Raw genomic sequence first — 21,906 nt, 5'->3', positions numbered from 1 at the left:
CGTCAGGATCGGGTCGCATTTGGGATTAGGTTGAGGAATGGCTGGTTTCGACCAGGATTTTCAGTTTCGAGCCGGGTTTTATGTCCGCTTTGTTGCGCGGCACATTGTTCCATTTACGCAATTCGGTAACGTTGACATTAAATTTTTTCGAAATTTGGCCCAGCGTGTCGCCCGGTTTGACGGTGTAACTGATTTGTTTGATGGCTGGTGCCGTGGATGCGACGGTGATGCTGCCGCTGGTCTTTTTGATGGTCAGTTTTTGGCCGGGTTTTAACGCGGCTTTTTTCGATAGCTTATTCCAACTGACGATGTCATCCTGATCGATGGCGAAATGCTGAGCCAGGCGGGACAAAGTATCGCCTTTCTTGACCGTATACACCTGTTTGCCGGCCGGCATCGGCGCCGAGGTTTGGGCTGCCGGTGCCGACGAGGCTAGGCTGGTAGCTTCGCCTTTTTGCGATTGGTTGGACGCCGGAATCAGCAAGATTTTGCCTTGCGCCACCGCTTCGTCTTCCAGGTGGTTGACGCTGGCAATTTCTTCAACCGTGGTGTGGTGTTTGCTGGCGATACTTTTCAGCGTCTCTTTTTTACCCACCGTATGGTGTTCCCAGCGGATGCGTTCTTCGTGCGGCAGTTCCGCCAGTTTTTCCTTGAATTTATCGGCTTTGTCGACCGGAATCAGCAAGTGCTGGGCGCCGTTCGGATCGGTACTCCACCGGTTGTAGCCCGGGTTCAGCTTCAAAAAATCGTCTAGCGGGGTTTGAGCCAGTTCCGCGGCTTTACCCAGGTCGATCTGAGATTTGACGTCGACCAGTTCAAAGTAAGGCTGGTTGGCGAATTGGTGCAAGTTGACGTTGTATTTTTCCGGATTGGCAAAGATTTTGGCGATTGCCAACAGCCGGGGGACGTAAGCCGAGGTTTCGCTGTTCAAATCCAGCGACCAGAAATCGGTGGGTTGGCCGCGTTCAACATTCCGGTCCACGGCATTCTTGATATTGCCCTTGCCGGCATTGTAAGACGCCAGCGCCAGCAGCCAGTCGTTATTGAAGGTTTCGCTGAGCTCTTTTAAGAACGTGGTGGCTGCCTGGGTCGATTCGACCACGTCGCGGCGGCCGTCGTACCAGCTGTTTTGTTTCAGGCCGTAAAGCTTGCCGGTCGGCGGAATAAACTGCCACAAGCCCGATGCTTGCGCCGGCGACATTGCATCCGGGCGGAAAGCGCTTTCCACCGCCGGTAACAAGGCCAGCTCGCCGGGGATGTTTTTGGCTTCGATTTCGTTCAATATAAAATACAGATAAGGTTCCGCCCGCTGCTGGACTCGGGACAGATAGTCCGGATTACGCAGATACCAATTTACTTCGCGGTCTATCCGGGGGTGGTCGATTTCAGGCAATGCATACAGCGACAACATTCTGTCCCACAGCGTGTTATGTTCTTTGGCTGCTTCCTGCTTCTTAGACGAGCTGATAGCTTTGCCATTGCGGGTAAATACGGAAAACTTACTCGTGGAAGACTGGGTCAGATGATCTTTCTGAGCTTGTTGGCTACAACCTGTAACCAGCAAAATAGGTAGTAGATAAGACAGATGACGGGCTGATTTTTTAGAAATTGAGCGGGGCATTGTCTGAACTCGCTAAAATAAAAAAATTAGATCGTAGCATGGCTTTCTAAAATAGCCAAAAAACATAGCCTTATCGGTTGAATAGATGAAAAGACAATTCTTGTTTGCACTATACGAAACCCCAAGGGGGAAGCTGTTGCAAACCATGGAAGCCAGTTACCTGAAACGCTCGATTACCGTCAGTTGCAAACAAAACCAATTGCAAATCGGCGGGCTGGGCTGGGAGAAAGAGTTCGTCGATTTTTCGCTTTACCGTAATTATCTGATTCTCGACGGCAAGGCGTTGGGCGATGCCGACGCGCTCAAAGTGGCCGCTAAGGCCTTTAGCTTGCCGATACAGACCGAGTCGATAGATTTGGTGATTTTGCCGCATATACTCGAGTTCGATGCGCGCCGGTTCCAGACTCTGCGCGAGGTCAACCGGGTGCTTAAGCCGGGTGGCGAATTGGTGGTATTGAATTTCAGTCCGTTTAGTCTGGCGGTTCGGTTTCAGTTTCTGTGGGACCGAAAAATGGCCGATTCCTGGCGCGCGCATTTCATCAGTAAATCGCGGATGTTGGATTGGTTAAAATTGATGAATTTCGAGCTGTTGACTGCGGCCGAGTTCGGTCTGGATAGTTACACCATTTCCCACGGCAAGTTCCAAACCGGATTCGCTGCGTTGTTTGCGATGGCCTACGGCATTAGAGCGGTAAAGAGACAATATACCCTGATACCCCTGACCGTCGAAAAACGGCGTAAAACCAAATTAGCGACTGCGGCGGCGGGCTTGGAGTCGCGCTCACACGAGGATTCATAAACATGGCGGAAACGGTCAACATATACACTGACGGCGCGTGCAAGGGCAATCCGGGGCCCGGCGGCTGGGGGGTGTGCCTGGACTATAAGGCTCACCGCAAAGAGTTGTTCGGCGGAGAGCCAGAAACCACCAATAACCGGATGGAATTGATGGCGGCGATTCAAGCGCTGGAAACCTTGAACAAACCCTGTAGCGTCAGGCTGTATACCGATTCTAAGTACGTGTTGCAGGGTATTACCGAATGGATGCCCAACTGGAAAAAACGCGCTTGGAAAACGGCTGCCAATCAGCCGGTGAAAAACGTTGAATTGTGGCAGCGTCTGGATGCGGCGATCCAACGCCATCGGATCGATTGGGTCTGGGTCAAGGGCCATGCCGGCGTTCCCGGCAACGAACGCGCCGACCAGTTGGCAAACCTGGGTATTCCCCCGGTTGCCGGGTTACTCAATAATTAAACAGGTGATACATGATAGGTTCGGTAGCGGCGGCGTTAATCGCAGTATGGTTTTACAACACGGCCGCGCGCTCGGGCCGGCCGGCGATTTCCTGGGCGGTGTCCGGGGTAGTGGTCTATTTTTTGGCGGCGGTGCTTTGGACGTTGATCGTGACGCCGATGATTAAAGATACGGCAAGTCACACTCAAAATGGTTTGTTGGTATTCACCGTGCAGTACGCCTACATCGCTTTTGGCGTAGCGGTCGCGCTGGCTATCAACGCCTGGTTGAATAAGTCGGCTTGACCCGGCCGGTGCGATGGCGGGTTGGTCGGTTTACATGATCGAATGCTGCGACGGTAGTTTATATACCGGCATAACGACCGATGTGCAGCGCAGATTTAGGCAACACCAAGCCGGCTTAGGTGCCAAATACTTCCGCGCGAGACGACCGTTAAATATCGCTTATTTGGAAGGCGGCCACGATAAAGGCTCCGCCAGTCGCAGGGAGGCTGCGATCAAAAAATTGACCCGCGCGCAAAAATTAGTCTTGATCGCAGAACGTTCGCTATCGGGCGTTGGGGAATAGCCACGGCCGGTTTCTAACGGTTTTGAAACGCTTGACGATTGTCTCGCCAAGCGTATGTTCAAGGGCTAGGAGTGGTATAAGTCCACGGCGAGGTCGTTTTGTAGCCATCGGTCAGTGTGTTCAAAAACGCCACCAAGTCGTCGATATCTTGCGTGGTGAGCTTTAACGACCCCAATTCGGCATGGTTGACGTTTGCCAAGGTTTCCGGTGCCGGCCAACAATTTTGCGTCAGAGCGTTAGTGTCGTTCGTCAGAGGATTCGAGCAGCGCTTTTTAGTATCGCGCTTTGCGTAAAATTCGACCACGGTACGTAGACTCTTGAAATAGCCGTTATGGGTGTAAGGGGCGGTCAACGCAATATTGCGTAGCGTCGGCACCTTGAATTTCCCATCTTCGCCCGCAACGCCCAAGCTGCCGCCGAGGCCGAGGTCTACGAAATAGGCACCATCCGGGTTGAATTGTGCCGGTATGGTATAAAACGGATTGTCCGGGTTTTTCGCTACTCCGATATTGTCGTAGCTGAAGTCGGTGAACATTGGCGGTTTGCCGGCGGCAGGCGGGCGGCTCGGGTGGCATGCCGCACAGTTCCCCTTGCTGGCCGATTCGAAAACGCCGCGGCCCCGCACTTCTGCTGCGGTGAAGCTGGCTTTACCGAACAAATAGAAATCGTATTTCGAGGTAAACCGGTTAAATACCGGGCTATTTTCGTAGGCCGCAATCGCGTCGGCGATCCTGTCGTAGGCTAACGACGTATCGCTCAACGCACTTGGTCCGTAGATGGCGTTAAATAGCGTGACGTAGTCAATGTAGTTGGCGTTTCGGACTTTGTTTACTACTGTCGCCGGATCGGGATTAGCCATTTCGACCGGGTTTACGAACGGCCCCTTGGCTTGCGCCGTTAGCGTTGCCGCCCGGCCGTCTACGAATTGTCCCCCCATGTAAAGGCCGGTTTTGCGGTCGAAATAGAAAGCTGGTGAAAATGCCGCATACATCGCAGTCGGGGCGTTGCGGTTGCCGTGCAGCGTAGGGTCCACACCCTTGGATGTAGGCTTGGTTTTATCCGCGTCGGTAAATGCGAAATTAGGATTATGGCAGCTGGCGCAGGCTTGGCCTGCGGGCTCCGATAAATTGGTATCGAAAAACAATTTCTGCCCTAATTGCGCCTTCAGACTCAAGCCGCTACTGCCCGGTAATACCGGGACTACGACGTCAGCGCGCACCGAACCGAACGCTAAGCCTGCACTGAGAAGGGCGATAGCGCGAATGGATGATTTCATCGGAATATTCCCAGTAGTTAAATTGGCCCGGCGTGCCCGGGCGCTGATAGGTCAATAAATAAAGCCGACACCTAAGTTAAATTCGTTGCCGAATGGGATCCCGCTTGGCACGATCTTCCGGTCGTGAATTTGCCGATAGTCGGCTTTAATGACGATGTTTTGAATGGGTTTGTAACTCAGGCCGGCTTGATAAATCCAGCGGTCCAAGCCGGTGCTGCGGTCGAAGTCGGTGTCGGCCGCGTTGGCGACAGATGCCAGAGTGTTGTACCGCTCGACACGGACAAATGGGGCTAGATACTGGTTACTTTCAGACCACAGGAAGGGCATCACATCGTGAGCCGCTTCCACGTACCAGCCGAAGTTTTCCTGACCAATGGTTTCGCCGATGATAGGACTGAGCGTGGTGGTGTTGTTGATTTTGCCCCAGGCACCCAAAGCTCTCAGCTCCAAGCCTTTGTAACGATACTGGACGTGTCCTTCGTAGAGTTGAGTAAATACGTCGAAATTGCGGTCGTCGGATAACACGTCTTTTTGCCCGCTGTTGCCGAAAAACGTCGAAGCTCCGACCATTAAGCCGGGCGCGAACGCCGGGGTATAATCCAGCCGACCGGTGAAGGCGAAATCTTCCGCTTTGGCATTGCTGCCGCCCTGGCGGCCTTCTTTGATGCCAATGTTGGAATAGCTGCTCGCATTTAGGCCGTTCATCGCGTACATCCGGTATTGCAGGCCAGGCAAAATTTCACCGAATAGGCCGGCGCCCATTTCGCGCCAGGTAGACGGAATGATGTAGCGTTCTACGTCTGGCCGGCGATTGCCATGGAATGTGGTTGGTTCGTGCATTTCGTTGATGAAGCCCATCGGCACTAGCATCAGACCGGCGCGAATGTTGTATTTCGGGTTCAGTAAGAAATCCAATTGCGAGAATTCAACCGATACTTCGCCTTTTTCTTCGGAGCCTTCACCGGTCGAAGCGTGTTCGAACTCGATTTCGTTGTTCAAAATGATCCAATCGTTGAACTTGTAACCGAGATAGATGACCGCACGTTCCAGGTCGGCGGTGTCCTTGTTTGTAACATTGTCGCCGCGCGCGTTGGCGTAATTGGTGTACATCATCTCGCCGTAACCGCCGATGGATATGCCGCGGCTGACGCCGTACACGTTAGATGCTGCGGGACCCAAACCATACTGGCTCTTATATTCCCGAGATTCCGGGATATAAAGTTGGGTCTTGAGTTTCTCCACCTCGCTAGCAAGCACGTCAGTTTTATGTTCCAGACCGGCTTTGCCGGATTTGCCGGTGGTAGCGTTAGGAGTGGATTGAGAGGCGGTGGCTTGCGAAATCGCTTGTTCCTGGCTTTTTTGGGTTTCCTTCAAAACGCTAATTTCTTGTTTCAGTGATTCGTTTTCCGACGATTTGGCTTTCAGGTTTTCGATTTCCTTTTGTTGTTGCTGGATGATTTTCCACATCTCGTCGATCGAGTTCGGTTTTTTGGGGGCTGCGTTTGCACAGCCCAAAGCCAGGCTGATGGCTGTTCCTAGGCACAGCGTCGTCTTGGTTGTGGTTTTCGATCTCATTGGGTTACCTCGGAATTGTCTTAGGAAAAATAAGTCTATTTGATAGAATAATAAATAAAAAGCATTCTCATTAGCAAGCATGTTGGCTGATCCAATGGACGAAAAAGAGTATTTCTTTATATGAACGGGAAGTGATTTTGTTCGGATGGAAGGCAAGATGACTACATTGGCCGATGTGGTTTTCGCCAACGGTTTGGCAAAGTCAGGCCGTTGTCTTTATCATTAACTAATTTTCACTGTTCGGAATCTTCATGTTCAGAATCAAACCTAAAAGGCTTTTACATCTGGTGGCGATATTGGGCGTAATGTCGGCGCCAGTTTTAGCGACTGTGTTTTACAGTAAGGACGAGGCAATGAAACTGGCGTTCGGCGATGACGCAACGGTAGACACCATGTCGTTGTTTCCAAGTGCCGAAGAGGTCGCTAAGATCGAACAGCTCGCCAAGTTGAAGCTGGATTCAAACCTGATCAGCGTTTATGTTGGGAAGAAGAATGATGCAATTGTCGGATATGCAATGATCGATTCGCATACGGTAAGAACGCAAGCGGAAACCTTGCTATTGGTACTGACTGCTGATGGCAAGTTGCGCAATGTATACACTCTGGCCTTTCACGAACCGCCTGAATACCAACCGCCCGAACGTTGGATGGCCTTGCTCAGCAATCGCGGTATAGACCAACTGACATTGGACAAGGACATTCAAGGGGTTGCTGGAGCAACGCTGAGCGCCCGAGCCGCAGTGGATAGTGCCAGAAAAATTCTGGCGATTTATCAAGTTCTTTTACAAAGTAAATCAAACTGATGCGTTTTTTCGTTACCGGCGAACAGAATCGCCAGCTGTTAATCAATTCGCTGATTTTAATGTTTTTGGCTTATGTGGCCTTGCTGTGGATCAGCAACGGCTTGATGTACTTTCATAAAATGGATTTGACCGCCGAATCGGTAATGTCCTATTACATGGGATCTGAACAGAACTTTACTCAGCCAAGAAGTTACCAAAGCCTGCTCGAAGTCAGCCATTTTCATTTGTTTGCAATGGGCATGCTGGTCTTGACGTTGACCCATCTGATGATCATGACTTCTTTGCCAACCTGGATCAAAATTTGGCTCAGCGTTTTTATTTATCTCGCGGCAATTGCCGATGAAGTGGCCGGATGGTTGGTGCGTTTCGTCTCTCCTTGGTTTGCCTACTTCAAAATCGCTGCTTTCCTGGCCTTGGAGGCCTCTTTACTGGTGTTGATTGTCGTCGTCGTTTTGTCCTTGATCGAATCGCGCCGGCAATTGCATTAACCAACGCGTATTAATGGCTCTCATATCGAAGCCTGAGCAAAATATTGGCAGAGTGGATGCTGCACACTGATACATCCTTGTATCTTGAATCACCCTACCCAAATATCAGAAGTTGACTTTAAATCCCGCTTGGACCAAACGCGGCGAGCCGGGCAGAATGCCGCGGGTCCTGTCGACGATGTAAGTCTCGTCGAGCAGGTTTTTCAGCGATACGAAGAAATCGGTGTTGATCGGTTTGGCGTGGTAGGTGGTGGCGACGTTTAACACTACATAGTCGTCGATTTTGCCGGTTTGGCCGTTACCGTTGACCGGCGCCGTGCCGGTATTGGCAAAATCGCTGAATTGTTCGCCGACGTAAACCGTTTCCAGATGCAGATCGAAGCCGCTGGCATGGGCATAGCCGATGGTGGTAGTCAGGTTGTGTTCCGGCGAGTAGGGCAGGCGGTTGCCGACAAAGTTGCCGTTGGCCATCGCACGCGCCGTGTCGTTATTGCAATCGGTGCCGGTGGCCAGACAGTGGAAAGCGGAAGTCATCTCGGCAGTACCGACCCAAGTGTAAGCGGCTTGCAGGTAAACGTTATGATCGCTGTCGAACAACGGGCCGAAGTCCTGGCGGGCCGACAGTTCGGCGCCCTGATATAGAGCCTGTCCGGCGGCCAGCGGGGTGGAACCGCCGGCGATGCTGCCGACTGCGTTTTGCTGCAAGAAATCGGCGTGGAACAAGGTGGCATCCAATTTGGCGCCTTTATATGGTTTGGTCCTGACGCCCACCTCGTAATTCCAACTTTTCTCCGGCCCGACGTCCACGACGGTGCCGACATTGCTCAGCGTATCCTCCGCGCGCGGCGGGGCAAAGCCGCCGTGAAAACCGAAAAAGGTGGTGATCTTGTCGTTTGGCGTATGCGCGATACCGAACGCCGGCAAGATTTCGGTCAGCGTGGTATCGCCGGCAGCGTTGGTGAGTTTGTTCAGGCGGCGAAAATCGACGTGTTCGATACGAACGCCCGGCGTCAAACTCCAATCGCCGAGTATGAACCGGTTTTGGGCAAAGCCGGAGTAGGCATCGGTTTCGCGCTCGTTACGTTCGGCGAACGAGGTTATCGTGCCGGTCAAAAATTGTTTATTTTCCTGAATCCGCTGCTGTTCTTCGAAATGGGCGCGGAAGCCGATGTCGAGTTCGTTGTCGATGCCCAGGGTTTTGTGGTTGACATGGAGACGCGGTTCGACGCCGTAGCTGTAGTAATCCCGCAACCGGCCCTGAATCGAGTTGCAAGCGTCGGGATTGACCGCGACGCCATTGAGTCTGGCGGTATTGAAGCCGCACTGGTTGTCGGTGGTCGTGCTGGCTTGGCGCCACCAGTCGCGATGGAAATGCGACCAATAGACATTGGTGGTCAACGTTGCGTTATTGTTGATGCTGTACTGGTGGGTGACTGAAGTACCCCAGCGGTCGGTCATCATCCGGTCGTTTTTAAACGGGTTGTAGCGAATCCCGAAGTTGCGCATTTCGGCGTCGGTGATGCCGGAATAGGTCAATTGCGAGTCTTCCTGGAAATAGTTGGCGCGAATGGTCAGGGCATTGCTCGCGTCGATATCGTAGACACCTTTAATGTTGAAATCGTTGATGTCGGAATGGGTATTGTCGCGGGCGCCGCGGCTTTCTTTGTGAGTGATATCGACCAGACCGCCGAAATCGCCGACCGTGCCGCCATAGTTGAAATGGCCGTCGTAAAAGTCGCGGGTACCGCCGGTAAAGCTTAGATAACCGCCGGGCTTGCTCGGCGGATTCGGCGTCAGATAGTTGATAGTGCCGGTGATGGTTTGCGGGCCGTACAAGATTTGCGACGGACCCTTCAACACTTCGATGCTGGCGAAACGTTCGATCGGCGGATGGTAATAACTGGCATTATCGCCGTAAGGAGCGTACGAGAGCGGGATGCCGTCTTCCAATAACAAGGTTTTGGTGGAGCGGGTGGGGTTCATGCCGCGGATACCGATGTTGGGCCGCATGCCGAAACCTTCCTCGTCGCGGGCATTGACGCCAGGGATTTTTCGCAACGCCTCGTTGACGTTAAACACATGGCTTTCGAACAACTCTTCCTGGGTCAGTACATTGATGGTGCCGGGGATTTTTTGCAGGGTTTCCGCGGAATCGACGATTTCCACCACCGGCATTTCCAGCTCAGAATCTTCGGCGGCGGGTGCTGCGAGCAAAATCGGAGAATGGCCGAGGAGTATGGCGATTTGACCGGGTATCAAAAGGTGTGAATATTTTTTCGGCATGGTGTTGATCCGCATCGGTAGTTTCTATAAGACAAGTAGGGTATTTACCAAAGTTAACGGAAGTATACGTTCCTTAATGCAAAAGGTAAATGATAATGCATATTATTTACCATTCACTTTGGTAGTGGTGGCGTGAGTGTCTTGCGCCGCATTGGATTGGATTTTTTGCTGTTTTATTTTTAGCCCTGTACCATGCCCGGTCATTTGTTAAGTTTGGGGAAAACGATGAATAAACATCTGCAACAAGTCAGGGCTTTTCACGACACTTTCGGCATCGTCCAACCGGAAGAAGGCGATGCCGGCCGTCTTTCGGATATGGATATTGTCCTACGCCAGGCTTTGTTGCTGGATTGCGCCAGCGACACCTTTAAAGCGATCGCCGCCGGCGATCTGGAAAAAATACTGGCAGGTTTGGTGGACTTGGCGTTCAACGCATTGGCGGCCATTGCGACCCGTGGCGACGATGTGGTGACGGTTGCGGCCAACTGGCGCCAGGACGGTTCGGTCTTGTCGGTGGTCAGGGTTTTATCCGATAAGGTCAACCAATGCGCATCGGGCGAAACCGTGCATTACTCGGGTTTGTATTCCATCTGTGTGCATCTGGCGCAGCGTTTTGTCAATGCCGATTTCGACCAGGCCTTCCAAATTTTGCAGCGCCATCTATTGAGTGGGCAGGGCGATTCGGTACGGATCGACTTGAGTCCGGCTTTGTTCGAATAAGCGGGCTACTATGCTTGGGCGACCCTACAAATTAGGTTTCGTTGGCATCGGCCTGATGGGCCGGCCGCTGGTGTTGCGCCTGCTGCAAGCTGGTGACCAGGTTTGGGTGTGGAATCGAAATCCGGAAAAAACCAAGCCGGTAGCCGAGGCCGGTGCCGTGGTTTGCGGTTCCGTTGCCGAACTGGTGCGCGCAGTCGATGTGACGATTTTATGTTTGTCGGATACCGCCGCCGTAGAACAGGTTGTCGCAGGCCAAATATTGGACAACGGCGGTCCCGGTAAATTGCTGATCGACTTGTCCAGTATCGACCCGGAAGCCACCCGGCGGCTGGCCCGTGAATTGGAATCCGCGTGCGGCATGGCTTGGGTCGACGCCCCCGTTTCCGGCGGCACCGCCGGCGCCGAGCAAGGAACTTTGGCCATCATGGCGGGAGGGGATGCGGCCGATATTGCCCTTGCGCGCGAGGTGCTGCGGCCTTTATACAGCCGCCTGACTCATATGGGGCCGGTCGGTAGCGGCCAGACCACCAAAATTTGCAATCAAATGATCGTCAGTTGCAACGTACTGGTGATTGCGGAAATGATGGCCCTGGCCAAAGCGGCCGGCGTTGACTCGGCCAAAATACCGGAAGCTTTGGCCGGCGGTTTCGCCGATTCCAAACCCTTGCAAATCGTAGGGCCGGAAATGGCGGCAGAGCGTTTCGAACCGGTGAAGTGGCGGGTTAAAACCTTGCTGAAGGATTTGAACATGGCGGTCGAACTGGCTACCAAGCAGGGCAGCGCGGTGCCGATGTCCGGGCTGGCGGCGCAACTGATGCAATTGCACGGCAGTCGCGGATTTCTGGAGCAGGACCCTTCGACCTTGGTCAAGCAATATCTCCGATCTTAACCATGTTGCAGTTTTCCGCCAATCTCAGCCTGCTTTTTAACGAATATCCGCTGGCGCAACGGTTCGCGGCCGCCAAGGCCAGCGGATTCGATGCGGTAGAAATTCAGTTCCCCTACAGCGTTCCGGCCGCGGAATTGCGGCAGCTGTTGGATGACAACGGCTTGCGGCTGGTGTTGTTCAATGTCGATGCCGATACCTTGTTGCAAGGCAGCGAAGGTCTCGCCGCGGTGCCGGAAAAGCGGCAGGATTTTCAACGGGCAGTGGAACAGGCGCTAGGCTATGCCGAAGTGTTGCGGCCCGGAGCGATAAACGTGTTGCCCGGCCGCTGCCTGAACTCGGAACGTTTCGCTGAATACCGGGCAACCTTTCTGGAAAATCTGGATTACGCCGTTCGGGTGTTTGCTGAGAGAGATATCATCACCGTTTTCGAAGCGGTGAACAGTTTCGATATGCCGGGTTTTATTGTCGATAGCAGCGCGCAGATGCTGAAAATACTGCACGACTTGAATCATCCGCAATTGCGCTTGCAATACGATATTTACCACATGAGCCGGATGGGCGAGGATTGCGCCGATTTTCTGCGCCGCCACATTGGCCAAGTCGGCCATATCCAGTTTGCCGACTGTCCGGGACGCGGTGAACCGGGTAGCGGGGCAGTGGATTTTTCAGCCTTGTTCCAAATTATTCGCGATTCCGATTACGCAGGCTGGACCGGAGCCGAATACCGGCCAAGCGCAGTAACCGCCGATAGCCTTACTTGGCTGAAAAGCTGCTCGGCAGGCAATGTTCGCGCGGTATAATCCAAATAACGTCCAATTGTTAGACCAGAAATATGTCCAAGCATAACTTCACGATTCACCATGCCAGTCTGATTGTTTCCGATACCGAGCAGTCGCTGCGTTTTTATCGGGATGTACTCGGCATGCAGCTTATCGAACGTCCGCCGTTGCCGTTTCCAGGCGCTTGGCTGGCAATCGGCGACCAGCAGATCCATTTGTTGGAGCTGGAAAACCCGGATCCGACTACCGGTCGGCCGGCCCACGGTGGTCGCGACCGCCACGTGGCGATGCATATCGATTCGGTGGACGCGTTGCGGAGCGATTTGGAGGCGTCCGGTGTTGCTTATACGCTAAGTATTTCCGGACGTCGGGCCTTGTTTTGCCGGGATCGCGACGGTAATGCGCTGGAGTTCATCGAGCGGGCTTGAGTGTATGCGATTAGGGCGCATCATGTACCTGGGATTGACGGTTGGCAGTCTGGCAATGTTGTTGTTTGTAACCGGTTTTTTCTGTTTTCGGCTTGGTTTGGCTTTACTGGCCGGTTTTTTTTACGCTGTAGCGAGTAAGTTTCTATTACTTGCGCTGGTTGGGTTGGGAGTGCTTGGTCTGATTGCTTTGGCAAAAGCGCTGTATCAGGAGTTGCGTAGCTATTTTCGGCGCGATGCCGCGGAAATTCGCTGTTGGTGGGCGTTGCGCAACCAACTCCGTGACGCCGGCTTGCGCGCCGCTGCGGAGGCGCGGCAACTGCGTTATCGGATGCAACTTGAGCGCGGGCGTATCTCTGCCGCAAACAACCGTAAACATTTGCGGCAATTACGGCAAGCTATCGCAGCTGAGCTGGCGGCGGTCCGCAAGCGGGTGCCCGCTGCGACTTATAAGGCACTGCGCAAATCGCTAAGGCAACATTACAAGCAGGCGGATGCGGCCGCGATGCTGGCATTGCGCAAACAATTGCCATGTCCGTGATGCGGCGCTGGTTGGCGGAAGCCTTGACGTTTTGGCGGCGTAGTAGCGATGACAATCTGCATTGGCGCTTGTCCCGGCAGGACGACCTGGTGCAACTGCGCCGCGCACAAGCTTTGGCTGAGCAGGAACTGGTGGCGGAATTAAAAAAACGCAGCCAGCAACTCGCGCACGAATTGGCTTTGAACAAGGCACGCAACCAGAATGAACTGGCGATGCTGAAAACCCGTTGTCGGCAAGACTTGCAGGATTACCAGCAATATTTGCAGTCGCTGGATAAATTGAAAGACTCGCTATGCCGTAGTTACGGCCACTTGCCGGAAGCGGTCGCATTCACGATCCATCACCACGCCAAACAGTTGCTGAACCGGATGTGGGAGACTGACGAACCGCAGCAGAAATTGCAGATTGAAATGCAACTGTTGCAGTTCATGACGGCTGTTCACGAAGACAGTCGGGCGTCGTTACAGTCGGATACCGCCGAAGGCCTGCCGCAGCGGGCGTTGGCTTGTATCGATGCCGATTTCGAAAATCAGATCGGCTGAAAATATTCTTCGATATCTTTAATCAGCTTTTTATTCAGCGCGAACATCACTACGTGGTCGCCTTCGGCGAACACGGTATCGTGATGGACCGGAATCACTTCCTTCTCCCGAATCAAAGCGCCCAGAATCACACCGTCGGGTAAGTTGACCTGGTCGACGCGCAAGCCGACTACCGATGAAGAGTTCTTGCTGCGGTGGGCTATGGCCTCGATGGCTTCGGCGCTGCCACCGCATACCGAGCTGACGCCGACCACGTCACCTTTGCGGACGTGCTTTAAAATCCCGCCCAGCGTCTCTAGTTTGGGTTGAATCGCCAAATCGATATCGCTGCCGTCCAGCAGTTTCAAATAAGAGTTATTGTTGACCAGGCAGATCGATTTTTTCGCGCCCAGTTTCTTGGCCAGGCCGGCGGCGATCAGGTTGATGCCGTCGTTATTGGTAATCGCGCAGAACAGGTCGATGTTCTCGATCATTTCTTCCTGCAGCAGGGATTCGTCGGTGCAATCGCCGTGCAAAATCAGGGTGCGGCGCAGGTCGTTGGCGATTTCCCGGGCGCGGTTGATATCCTTCTCGATGATTTTGACCTGGTAATTGTGCTGCAAGGCGATGCCCAGACGCTTTCCGACATGGCCGCCGCCAGCCAGCATGATCGTTTTGATTGGCGATTCCAGCTTGTGCAGGTCGATCAGGGTCTTCAGGACTTTTTCGCGCGGGCAGACGAAAAACACTTCGTCGCCGCTGGCGATGACCGCTTCGCCGTTAACCGCGATTGCCTTGCCGTCGCGGAAGATCGCCGCAACCCGGATCATGCTGTCGGCCAGTTTTTCTTTGACGGCGTGGATGCGTTTGCCGGTCAGGAAGCCGGTCGGCACTACCCGGATCGAAAACAAACGGACTAAACCGTCGGCGAATTCGGAAACGTGCAGTGCGCCGGGGTATTTGATCAGATTGTGGATGGATTCGGTGACGACCTGTTCCGGGCTGATGACAATATCGATGCCGCCGGGTTGGAATAATTGCGGATGGTTCAGGAAGTCGATCGCTCGCACCCTGGCGATGGTTTTGGGTTTGCTGTACAGCGTGTTGATCACCTGGCAGGCCAGCATATTGGTTTCGTCGCGGTCGGTGACGGCGATCACCATGTCGGCGTCGCGGATGCCGGCTTGTTCCAAAATACTCGGATGGGCAGCGTTGCCTTCGATGGTGGCGATATCCAGGCGCCCCTTCAGTTCGGTTAGCAGGCTGGGGTTTTTGTCGATAACCACGATATCGTTTTCTTCGCTGGCCAGGGCGCCGGCAACCGATGAGCCGGTCACGCCGGCACCTAATATAACTATTTTCATGACACGTAACGCCGGGGATAAGGGCTTGGCGGACAGATTCCGCTAGATGCTAAGCCAGCTGGGTTAAAGGCCGCGGATTATACGCCTATCGCCCGGCATGTCCATGCTAAAACCCGAGCTTGGCGGCGCCGAATTGCCTGCGGATACCGGCGCGGGCGGTGCTGGTATAAAACGCGGCGGGGATTAGAGTTTGCCAACGATTTCGACCTGCGCGCACAACCGGGCTAAACCGGCCTCGTTCGCTATGTAAGCCGTCGGCCGGCCCAGTGCGTTAGGCTTGTTTTCTGGTCATTGCCGCCTCATAACGTTTATAATCGCAAACTTTGGTTCACTCTCACACTGGAAGTATCATGCTGGGTAAGCTGGTTAAAATGGTAGTTGGCAGCCGCAACGACAGGCTGGTCAAGAAGAAACGCAAGCTGGTCAAGAAAGTCAATGCGCTGGCCGCCGAGTACGAAACATTATCCGACGCCGCTTTGCAGGCTAAAACGCAAGAGTTCCGCGATCGTTTGACCCAGGGTGAAAAACTCGACGATTTGTTGCCGGAGGCGTTTGCCGCGGTCCGCGAAGCTTCCACCCGCGTTTTCGGCATGCGCCATTTCGACGTGCAGTTGATCGGCGGTATGGTGTTGCACAGCGGCAAGATTGCCGAGATGAAAACCGGCGAGGGTAAAACCTTGATGGCAACCTTGGCCGCATACTTGAACGCCTTGCCCGGCAAAGGCGTACACGTCGTTACCGTCAACGATTATCTGGCCCGGCGCGACGCGGAGTGGATGGGGCGGCTCTACGGATTTCTGGGATTGACCACCGGCGTCATTGTCAGCGATTTGAACCACGAACAACGTAAAACTGCCTATGCGGCAGATATCACCTACGGCACCAACAACGAATTCGGTTTCGACTACCTGCGCGACAATATGGCGTTTAGCCTGGAACAGAAAGTCCAGCGCGAGTTGCATTTTGCCATCGTCGACGAGGTGGACTCGATCCTGATCGACGAGGCCAGAACGCCGTTGATTATTTCCGGTCAAGCCGAGGGTAGTACCGACATCTATTCGATTACCAACCGCATCATTCCGCATCTGACCAAGCAGGAAAAAGCCGAGGATCCGGAGCAGCAAGACAAGATGCCGGGGGATTACGCGGTCGATGAAAAACAGCGGCAAATTCACTTGACCGAAGCCGGTTACGAGAAAGTCGAACGTTTGCTGACCGAGCAAGACTTGATTCCGGAAGGCTCCACTTTGTACGACCCGGTCAACATTCGCTTGATGCATTACTTGAACGCCTCTTTGCGGGCGCATGTCTTGTTCCAGCGCGACGTCGATTACGTGGTCAAAGACGGCCAAGTCATTATCGTCGACGAGTTTACCGGCAGGATGATGCTGGGTCGGCGTTGGTCCGAGGGTTTGCACCAAGCGATGGAAGCCAAAGAAGGAGTGCCGATTCAAAACGAGAACCAGACTCTGGCTTCGATTACCTTCCAGAATTATTTCCGCCTGTATCATAAGTTGTCCGGTATGACCGGTACCGCCGACACCGAAGCTTTCGAGCTGAATAAAATCTACGGTCTGGAAGTCGTGGTGATTCCGACCCACCGGCCGATGATTCGCAAGGACATGGGCGATTTGGTCTATCTGTCGGCCCGCGAGAAATACAAAGCCGTGATCGAAGACATCAAGGACTGCGCCAAGCGCGGCCAACCGGTCTTGGTCGGCACCACCTCGATCGAAAATTCCGAACGGATTTCGGCGATGCTGCGCGAGCAGGGCATCAAGCATGAAGTCTTGAACGCGAAACAACACGAGCGGGAAGCGCACATTATCGAAATGGCCGGTTTGCCCGGCGCCGTCACGATTGCCACTAACATGGCCGGTCGCGGCACCGACATCGTTTTGGGCGGTAACTTGAATGCCGAACTCGATGCGCTGGGGCCTGACGCCAGCGAAGCCGACAAAGAGCGGGTTCGCGGTGCTTGGCTGGATCGGCACGAGCAAGTGTTGGCCAGCGGTGGTCTGCACGTGATCGGCTCCGAGCGCCACGAATCGCGGCGGATCGACAACCAATTGCGCGGCCGTTCCGGTCGGCAGGGCGATCCTGGTTCGACCCGGTTTTATTTGTCGCTGGAAGACGATTTGATGCGGATTTTCGCGTCGGAACGGGTGGCGTCGCTGATGCAGAAGCTGGGCATGGAAGAGGGCGAAGCGATTGAACATCCTTGGGTGACGCGGTCTATCGAAAGCGCGCAACGCAAAGTCGAGAACCGTAACTTCGATATCCGCAAGGAAATTCTCGCTTACGACGACGTCGCCAACGACCAGCGTAAGGTGATTTACGCGCAGCGTAATGAATTGATGGCAGCTGAGGATATCAGCGACATTATTACTGCGATTCGCGCCGACGTGTTGAACGACGCGATTACCCAGTTCATTCCGCCGAAGACGATGGAAGAGCAATGGGACGTGCGTGGTCTGGAAGCCCATTTGCAGCAAGAGTTTCATTTGAGCTTGCCGCTGGGCGAGTGGTTGGATAGCGACCGCAGTTTGAACGAGCAAAAATTGCGTGAGCTGATTGTGGAAAAGGCCGCGGAAGAAGGCCTGCGCCGCGAGCAGACTGTCGGGACGCAAGTCATGCGCCATTTCGAAAAATCGGTCATGCTGCAAGTCCTGGATAACGCCTGGAAAGAACACTTGGCCGCAATGGATCAATTGCGTCAAGGTATCCATTTCCGCGGTTACGCGCAAAAGGATCCGAAGCAGGAATACAAGCGGGAATCCTTCCAAATGTTCAACAGCTTGCTGGACCACATCAAGCACGAAGTCGTGATGATTTTGGCCCGAGTGCAGATCGCACGGGAAGAAGACGTGCAGGCCATCGACGAGCAGCGTCAGGCGCCGCAGGAAATGCATTTCGAACACGCCGAAGCCCAATCCGTATTTGAAGAGACTGCACCGGCTCCAGCCGCGCAGGAACCGGAGTCAGAGTCCGGTTTGGCGGAACAGCCTTTCGTGCGTCACGGCGCCAAGGTCGGCCGTAACGATCCGTGTCCCTGCGGATCGGGTAAAAAGTACAAGCAGTGCCATGGTAAGCTAGAGTGATCGGGATTGCGGTGCCGCTTGCAAGCGCGGCACCGCACCGACTCGGTGCTCGGAGTTTAGAGCTCGGCTCGCCGCCCGCAATCGCGGCTCGAGGCTTAATAGTCCACTAGTTCCTGAGGTAATCACTATGCCGCATAGAGTTTTTCATAAAAGCAGTCCCGCCGCCGATATCACCAAATTGCCGAAACTCGGCATGGAAAAAAAGCATTTCATTGCCGATTTCAAACACTACTACAGCCACCGCCTCGGCCGCGACGAAAATTGCCGTTCGCCCCACTACGCCTATGAAGCGCTGTCTCTAGCCATCAGTGACCGCTTGGTTGAGCGCTGGAAGAAAACGTACAACGTTTATCGCGATTCCGATTGTAAAAAAGCGTTCTATCTGTCGATGGAATTCCTGATCGGCCGTTCGTTGAGTAACGCGATGTTGAATTTAGGCGTAGACGATGTCGTCACGCAAGCCTTGTACGATTTGGGCTTAGAAGCGGAAGAATTAGTGGAAAGCGAGCCCGATGCCGGATTGGGTAACGGCGGCCTGGGGCGGTTGGCGGCTTGTTTTATCGATAGCTGTGCCACCTTGCAATTGCCGGTCACCGGCTACGGTTTGCGTTACGAATACGGCATGTTTTCTCAGCAAATCGTCAACGGCGAGCAGATCGAGCGCCCGGACCACTGGCTGCGAATGGGCAACGTTTGGGAAATCGAGCGCCCGGAATACATGCATCGGATCAAATTCGGCGGCCGGACCCAAAGCCATATCGACGAAAAAGGCAACAAGCGTACCAGTTGGATCGATACTCACGATGTGTTGGCTATGCCATACGACACGCCGGTGCCGGGTTATAAAAACGGCACGGTAAACACTCTGCGGCTGTGGAAAGCGATTGCGACCGAAGAGTTCAATCTGCAGGAATTCAATGCCGGCGACTATGCTGAGGCGGTGGCCGAAAAAAATACGGCCGAAAACATCACGATGGTGTTGTATCCGAACGATGCCAACGAAAACGGCAAGGCTCTGCGCCTGCAACAGCAGTATCTACTGGCGTCTGCCAGTTTGCAGGACGTGATTGCCAACTGGGTCGGCCGTCACGGCAATAATTTCGCTAAATTTGCCGAGAAAAACTGTTTTCAGCTGAATGACACCCATCCCAGCATCGCTGTCGCCGAATTAATGCGTCTTTTGATGGATATTCACGGCTTGTCCTGGAAGGAGGCCTGGGGTATCACCCGCAGTACGATGGCATATACCAACCATACCTTGTTGCCCGAAGCGCTGGAAAAATGGTCGGTGCGCTTAATGCAAACCCTGTTGCCGCGCTTGATGGAGATTATTTTTGATATCAATGCTCATTTCATGTCCGAGGTCTCGGCGCGTTGGCCTGGGGATGGCGCCCGGATGGCCCGGATGTCGATCATTGAGGAAGGTCATCAAAAACAAGTGCGCATGGCGTTTTTGGCCATTGTCGGCAGTTTTTCGGTCAATGGCGTCGCCGAACTGCATTCCAAGTTGCTGAAGGACGGCCTGTTCAAAGACTTTTACGAATTGTGGCCGCAAAAATTCAATAACAAAACCAACGGCGTAACGCCGCGGCGTTGGCTGGCAGGCTGCAACCCTGAATTGGCGCAATTGATTACCGAGACGATTGGAGACGCCTGGGTCACCGATTTGTCGCAACTTGCCAAACTCAGGCCTTATGCTGAGGATGCCGCGTTCCGCAAGAAGTGGTACGAGCTCAATCGTGCCAGTAAGCAACGACTGGTCGATTACAAGAAAGAAGAGCACGATATCGAAATCAATGTCGATGCTTTGTTCGACGTGCAAGTCAAACGCGTTCACGAGTACAAACGCCAGATTCTGAATGTATTGCACGTGATCCATCTCTACGACCGGATCAAGCGCGGCGATACGGCCAACTGGGTCGACCGTTGTGTGCTGATCGGCGGCAAAGCCGCGCCCGGCTACGTGATGGCCAAAAAAATCATCAAGTTGATCAACAACGTGGCGAATGTGATCAACGACGATCCTGACGTCGGCGATAAACTGAAACTGGTGTTCATGCCGAATTACTGCGTATCGGCCATGGAAAAAATCTGCCCCGGCGCCGACCTGTCCGAGCAAATTTCGACGGCGGGTAAAGAAGCGTCCGGTACTGGGAACATGAAGTTCATGATGAACGGCGCCTTGACTATCGGTACGTTGGATGGTGCCAACATTGAAATTCGCGAGGAAGTCGGTGCTGAGAATTTTTTCCTGTTCGGCTTGACCGAAGCTGAAGTGGAGGCCTTGCGTCCGCATTACGATCCGCAGCCCTATATTAATCAGGATACCGATCTGCAAGGAGTCATGCGCCTGCTTGAGTGCGGCCATTTCAATCAATTCGAGCCGGGCATTTTCGACGATATCATCGGTTCGATCAAAAGCCCGCACGACCCGTGGATGACGATTGCCGATTTTCGCAGCTACATTGATGCTCAACGCCGGGTGGAATTGGCCTACCGCGATCAAGAACGCTGGACCAAAATGAGTATTATCAACACCGCTGCCAGCGGCAAGTTTTCCACGGACCGTACTATCAGCGAATACAACCGCGATATCTGGAAACTGGAACCGGTTAAGGTCGACAATTAAAGGCAGCGATGCTGGATATCGTTCTGTTCGAGCCGGAGATCCCGGCCAATACCGGCAATATTATCCGGCTTTGTGCCAATACGGGCGCACATCTGCATTTGATTCAGCCGTTGGGCTTCGATCTGGACGACAAACGGCTGCGGCGAGCCGGGCTGGATTACCACGAATGGGTGAGTATTCGCCAATATGCTTCGTTGGCGGATTACGTCGAAAAAATCAGGCCCAAACGGTTGTTCGCGTTGACCACCAAGGGTTCGGAAGTTTACAGCGAAGTCCGTTTTCAATCGGGTGACGCGCTGTTGTTCGGCCCGGAGACTCGCGGTTTACCGATGTCGTTCCTCGCCGAACATCCGGCCCAGTACCAATTGTATCTGCCGATGCGTCAGGAAAGCCGTAGTCTGAATCTCTCCAATACTGTCGCAATTGTACTTTATGAAGCGATGAAGCAGTTGGGCTTCCCGGACGCGGTGATCAAACCGCGCTTGCCTTAACTGCCGGTCGTCGGTCCTTTTCCTGATTTTAGTTCGGCGAGTTGAGACTGAGGTGGGCGAGCGTATAAGCCGGGATTCTAACCGGTACCAAATCCTAGTCTTTACCGTTCTTGTGTTTCCGATAGGTTTGCGCGGCGTAGTTCTTGGCTTGGTCTTTAGATTTTTCGGAAAACAAGTTTTGATAAAATCCGCCTTTGCGGTCGGCAATCGCGCGGCAGATATCTTTGAACAGGCTGGTATTTTCGATTACGGCTCTCGGGCTGAGTCCGTGCTGGTTGGTCAAGTAATAAGACACCCCCATTAGATAGGTTTTCTCCCGGCCGTTGAGTTTGATCAGCAGCTTCTTCTGTTTGTCGTAAACGTAGTAAGAGGTGAACGCTAACAGGCTCAGGCCCAAAAATTTGGTCCATAACAGGGTGTAGGAATTGTCCTCGAAAAGCGGTTGGCCCTTGTTCAGAATGGCTTCGGTTCTGGTCATGATTTTCCTCGTCGGTTGTATTCCCACATAGTAATTTAACACGCTGGTGCTGTACAAATTGCCCTGCCAAATAGGTGGCGGGCAGAGCCGGCCCCAAAAAA

21 protein-coding genes are annotated in these 21,906 nt (G+C 53.6%); 15 read left to right on the top strand and 6 right to left on the bottom strand.

The window, feature by feature from the left end; all coding sequences use genetic code 11:
- Positions 1 to 25: 25 nt before the first annotated feature.
- A complete protein-coding gene (locus tag C2U68_RS09275) occupies positions 26 to 1,411 on the bottom strand; it encodes a LysM peptidoglycan-binding domain-containing protein (protein ID WP_260839277.1) in 1,386 nt (461 codons plus the stop codon).
- A 295-nt stretch (positions 1,412 to 1,706) separates the two neighbouring features.
- On the opposite strand from C2U68_RS09275, the gene C2U68_RS09270 reads away from it, so the two are divergent.
- The 4 genes from C2U68_RS09270 to C2U68_RS09255 are packed head-to-tail and all read left to right on the top strand — an operon-like array spanning position 1,707 to position 3,442.
- Positions 1,707 to 2,420: a class I SAM-dependent methyltransferase gene (locus C2U68_RS09270; protein ID WP_140912207.1), complete on the top strand. Its 714-nt coding sequence runs from the start codon at positions 1,707 to 1,709 to the stop codon at positions 2,418 to 2,420.
- A 2-nt stretch (positions 2,421 to 2,422) separates the two neighbouring features.
- Positions 2,423 to 2,875: a ribonuclease HI gene (gene rnhA, locus C2U68_RS09265; RefSeq protein ID WP_140912206.1), complete on the top strand. Its 453-nt coding sequence runs from the start codon at positions 2,423 to 2,425 to the stop codon at positions 2,873 to 2,875.
- A gap of 11 nt (positions 2,876 to 2,886) precedes the next feature.
- Positions 2,887 to 3,159: a hypothetical protein gene (locus C2U68_RS09260; protein ID WP_140912205.1), complete on the top strand. Its 273-nt coding sequence runs from the start codon at positions 2,887 to 2,889 to the stop codon at positions 3,157 to 3,159.
- A 13-nt stretch (positions 3,160 to 3,172) separates the two neighbouring features.
- Entirely contained in the window at positions 3,173 to 3,442 is a 270-nt protein-coding gene (locus C2U68_RS09255) for a GIY-YIG nuclease family protein (RefSeq protein WP_140912204.1), read from the top strand.
- A 58-nt stretch (positions 3,443 to 3,500) separates the two neighbouring features.
- Here C2U68_RS09255 and C2U68_RS09250 read toward each other — a convergent pair whose 3' ends face one another.
- Together C2U68_RS09250 and C2U68_RS09245 are read right to left on the bottom strand one after the other, a co-directional pair.
- Complete coding sequence (locus C2U68_RS09250) at positions 3,501 to 4,718, bottom strand: cytochrome-c peroxidase (RefSeq protein ID WP_140912203.1); 1,218 nt, start codon at positions 4,716 to 4,718, stop codon at positions 3,501 to 3,503.
- 51 nt (positions 4,719 to 4,769) lie between these two features.
- Positions 4,770 to 6,293 carry a hypothetical protein gene (locus tag C2U68_RS09245; protein ID WP_140912202.1) on the bottom strand — a complete coding sequence of 508 codons (1,524 nt, stop codon included), beginning with the start codon at positions 6,291 to 6,293 and terminating at the stop codon, positions 4,770 to 4,772.
- 251 nt (positions 6,294 to 6,544) lie between these two features.
- Between C2U68_RS09245 and C2U68_RS09240 the strand changes: the two genes are divergently transcribed.
- Positions 6,545 to 7,096 (top strand): FMN-binding protein, encoded by a 552-nt coding sequence (locus tag C2U68_RS09240; RefSeq protein WP_140912201.1) that lies wholly within the window; start codon positions 6,545 to 6,547, stop codon positions 7,094 to 7,096.
- Complete coding sequence (locus C2U68_RS09235; RefSeq protein ID WP_186289557.1) at positions 7,096 to 7,584, top strand: hypothetical protein; 489 nt, start codon at positions 7,096 to 7,098, stop codon at positions 7,582 to 7,584. The genes C2U68_RS09240 and C2U68_RS09235 overlap by 1 nt, the downstream gene beginning before the upstream one ends.
- A 105-nt stretch (positions 7,585 to 7,689) precedes the next feature.
- Here the strand turns inward: C2U68_RS09235 and C2U68_RS09230 are convergent, their stop codons facing one another.
- The gene (locus C2U68_RS09230; protein ID WP_186289556.1) at positions 7,690 to 9,867 is read right to left on the bottom strand and encodes a TonB-dependent receptor family protein; all 2,178 of its coding nucleotides are present in this window, start codon (positions 9,865 to 9,867) and stop codon (positions 7,690 to 7,692) included.
- Between the two features lie 225 nt (positions 9,868 to 10,092).
- On the opposite strand from C2U68_RS09230, the gene C2U68_RS09225 reads away from it, so the two are divergent.
- The 6 genes from C2U68_RS09225 to C2U68_RS09200 are packed head-to-tail and all read left to right on the top strand — an operon-like array spanning position 10,093 to position 13,763.
- On the top strand, positions 10,093 to 10,587 hold the full coding sequence (locus C2U68_RS09225) for a nucleoside triphosphate pyrophosphohydrolase family protein (RefSeq protein WP_140912198.1): 495 nt from the start codon (positions 10,093 to 10,095) through the stop codon (positions 10,585 to 10,587).
- Positions 10,588 to 10,597: 10 nt separating this feature from the next.
- The gene (locus tag C2U68_RS09220; RefSeq protein ID WP_140912197.1) at positions 10,598 to 11,476 is read left to right on the top strand and encodes an NAD(P)-dependent oxidoreductase; all 879 of its coding nucleotides are present in this window, start codon (positions 10,598 to 10,600) and stop codon (positions 11,474 to 11,476) included.
- Positions 11,477 to 11,478: 2 nt separating this feature from the next.
- Positions 11,479 to 12,276: a hydroxypyruvate isomerase family protein gene (locus tag C2U68_RS09215; RefSeq protein WP_140912196.1), complete on the top strand. Its 798-nt coding sequence runs from the start codon at positions 11,479 to 11,481 to the stop codon at positions 12,274 to 12,276.
- A gap of 32 nt (positions 12,277 to 12,308) precedes the next feature.
- Positions 12,309 to 12,683 carry a VOC family protein gene (locus tag C2U68_RS09210; protein ID WP_140912195.1) on the top strand — a complete coding sequence of 125 codons (375 nt, stop codon included), beginning with the start codon at positions 12,309 to 12,311 and terminating at the stop codon, positions 12,681 to 12,683.
- Positions 12,684 to 12,687: 4 nt separating this feature from the next.
- The gene (locus C2U68_RS09205) at positions 12,688 to 13,221 is read left to right on the top strand and encodes a hypothetical protein (RefSeq protein ID WP_140912194.1); all 534 of its coding nucleotides are present in this window, start codon (positions 12,688 to 12,690) and stop codon (positions 13,219 to 13,221) included.
- Entirely contained in the window at positions 13,212 to 13,763 is a 552-nt protein-coding gene (locus C2U68_RS09200) for a hypothetical protein (RefSeq protein WP_140912193.1), read from the top strand. The genes C2U68_RS09205 and C2U68_RS09200 overlap by 10 nt, the downstream gene beginning before the upstream one ends.
- Here C2U68_RS09200 and trkA read toward each other — a convergent pair.
- Positions 13,751 to 15,106, bottom strand: a complete 1,356-nt coding sequence (gene trkA / locus C2U68_RS09195; protein ID WP_140912192.1) for a Trk system potassium transporter TrkA — start codon at positions 15,104 to 15,106, stop codon at positions 13,751 to 13,753. The two genes, C2U68_RS09200 and trkA, sit on opposite strands and share 13 nt — an antisense overlap.
- A gap of 350 nt (positions 15,107 to 15,456) precedes the next feature.
- On the opposite strand from trkA, the gene secA reads away from it, so the two are divergent.
- The 3 genes from secA to trmL all read left to right on the top strand — a co-directional run bounded on the left by secA (position 15,457) and on the right by trmL (position 21,327).
- Complete coding sequence (secA, locus tag C2U68_RS09190) at positions 15,457 to 18,207, top strand: preprotein translocase subunit SecA (protein ID WP_140912191.1); 2,751 nt, start codon at positions 15,457 to 15,459, stop codon at positions 18,205 to 18,207.
- 127 nt (positions 18,208 to 18,334) lie between these two features.
- Entirely contained in the window at positions 18,335 to 20,836 is a 2,502-nt protein-coding gene (locus C2U68_RS09185; RefSeq protein ID WP_140912190.1) for a glycogen/starch/alpha-glucan phosphorylase, read from the top strand.
- Positions 20,837 to 20,844: 8 nt separating this feature from the next.
- Positions 20,845 to 21,327 (top strand): tRNA (uridine(34)/cytosine(34)/5-carboxymethylaminomethyluridine(34)-2'-O)-methyltransferase TrmL, encoded by a 483-nt coding sequence (gene trmL, locus C2U68_RS09180; protein ID WP_140912189.1) that lies wholly within the window; start codon positions 20,845 to 20,847, stop codon positions 21,325 to 21,327.
- Positions 21,328 to 21,421: 94 nt separating this feature from the next.
- Here the strand turns inward: trmL and C2U68_RS09175 are convergent, their stop codons facing one another.
- Entirely contained in the window at positions 21,422 to 21,805 is a 384-nt protein-coding gene (locus C2U68_RS09175; protein WP_140912188.1) for a hypothetical protein, read from the bottom strand.
- Positions 21,806 to 21,906 lie beyond the last annotated feature (101 nt).

This window comes from Methylomonas koyamae (assembly GCF_006483455.1).
GTDB classification, from domain to species: Bacteria; Pseudomonadota; Gammaproteobacteria; order Methylococcales; family Methylomonadaceae; genus Methylomonas; species Methylomonas koyamae_B.
This window is presented reverse-complemented; position numbering and strand designations above follow the sequence as displayed.

Bases quoted from the DNA above. Each gene is read 5' to 3' on its own strand.
- trmL (WP_140912189.1), top strand. From the start codon at position 20,845: ATGCTGGATATCGTTCTGTTCGAGCCGGAGATCCCGGCCAATACCGGC.
- C2U68_RS09245 (WP_140912202.1), bottom strand. From the start codon at position 6,293: ATGAGATCGAAAACCACAACCAAGACGACGCTGTGCCTAGGAACAGCC.
- C2U68_RS09235 (WP_186289557.1), top strand. From the start codon at position 7,096: ATGCGTTTTTTCGTTACCGGCGAACAGAATCGCCAGCTGTTAATCAAT.
- secA (WP_140912191.1), top strand. From the start codon at position 15,457: ATGCTGGGTAAGCTGGTTAAAATGGTAGTTGGCAGCCGCAACGACAGG.
- trkA (WP_140912192.1), bottom strand. From the start codon at position 15,106: ATGAAAATAGTTATATTAGGTGCCGGCGTGACCGGCTCATCGGTTGCC.
- C2U68_RS09200 (WP_140912193.1), top strand. From the start codon at position 13,212: ATGTCCGTGATGCGGCGCTGGTTGGCGGAAGCCTTGACGTTTTGGCGG.
- C2U68_RS09250 (WP_140912203.1), bottom strand. From the start codon at position 4,718: ATGAAATCATCCATTCGCGCTATCGCCCTTCTCAGTGCAGGCTTAGCG.
- rnhA (WP_140912206.1), top strand. From the start codon at position 2,423: ATGGCGGAAACGGTCAACATATACACTGACGGCGCGTGCAAGGGCAAT.
- C2U68_RS09275 (WP_260839277.1), bottom strand. From the start codon at position 1,411: ATGTTGTCGCTGTATGCATTGCCTGAAATCGACCACCCCCGGATAGAC.
- C2U68_RS09220 (WP_140912197.1), top strand. From the start codon at position 10,598: ATGCTTGGGCGACCCTACAAATTAGGTTTCGTTGGCATCGGCCTGATG.
- C2U68_RS09175 (WP_140912188.1), bottom strand. From the start codon at position 21,805: ATGACCAGAACCGAAGCCATTCTGAACAAGGGCCAACCGCTTTTCGAG.
- C2U68_RS09260 (WP_140912205.1), top strand. From the start codon at position 2,887: ATGATAGGTTCGGTAGCGGCGGCGTTAATCGCAGTATGGTTTTACAAC.
- C2U68_RS09205 (WP_140912194.1), top strand. From the start codon at position 12,688: ATGCGATTAGGGCGCATCATGTACCTGGGATTGACGGTTGGCAGTCTG.
- C2U68_RS09270 (WP_140912207.1), top strand. From the start codon at position 1,707: ATGAAAAGACAATTCTTGTTTGCACTATACGAAACCCCAAGGGGGAAG.
- C2U68_RS09210 (WP_140912195.1), top strand. From the start codon at position 12,309: ATGTCCAAGCATAACTTCACGATTCACCATGCCAGTCTGATTGTTTCC.
- C2U68_RS09255 (WP_140912204.1), top strand. From the start codon at position 3,173: ATGGCGGGTTGGTCGGTTTACATGATCGAATGCTGCGACGGTAGTTTA.
- C2U68_RS09185 (WP_140912190.1), top strand. From the start codon at position 18,335: ATGCCGCATAGAGTTTTTCATAAAAGCAGTCCCGCCGCCGATATCACC.
- C2U68_RS09215 (WP_140912196.1), top strand. From the start codon at position 11,479: ATGTTGCAGTTTTCCGCCAATCTCAGCCTGCTTTTTAACGAATATCCG.
- C2U68_RS09225 (WP_140912198.1), top strand. From the start codon at position 10,093: ATGAATAAACATCTGCAACAAGTCAGGGCTTTTCACGACACTTTCGGC.
- C2U68_RS09230 (WP_186289556.1), bottom strand. From the start codon at position 9,867: ATGCCGAAAAAATATTCACACCTTTTGATACCCGGTCAAATCGCCATA.
- C2U68_RS09240 (WP_140912201.1), top strand. From the start codon at position 6,545: ATGTTCAGAATCAAACCTAAAAGGCTTTTACATCTGGTGGCGATATTG.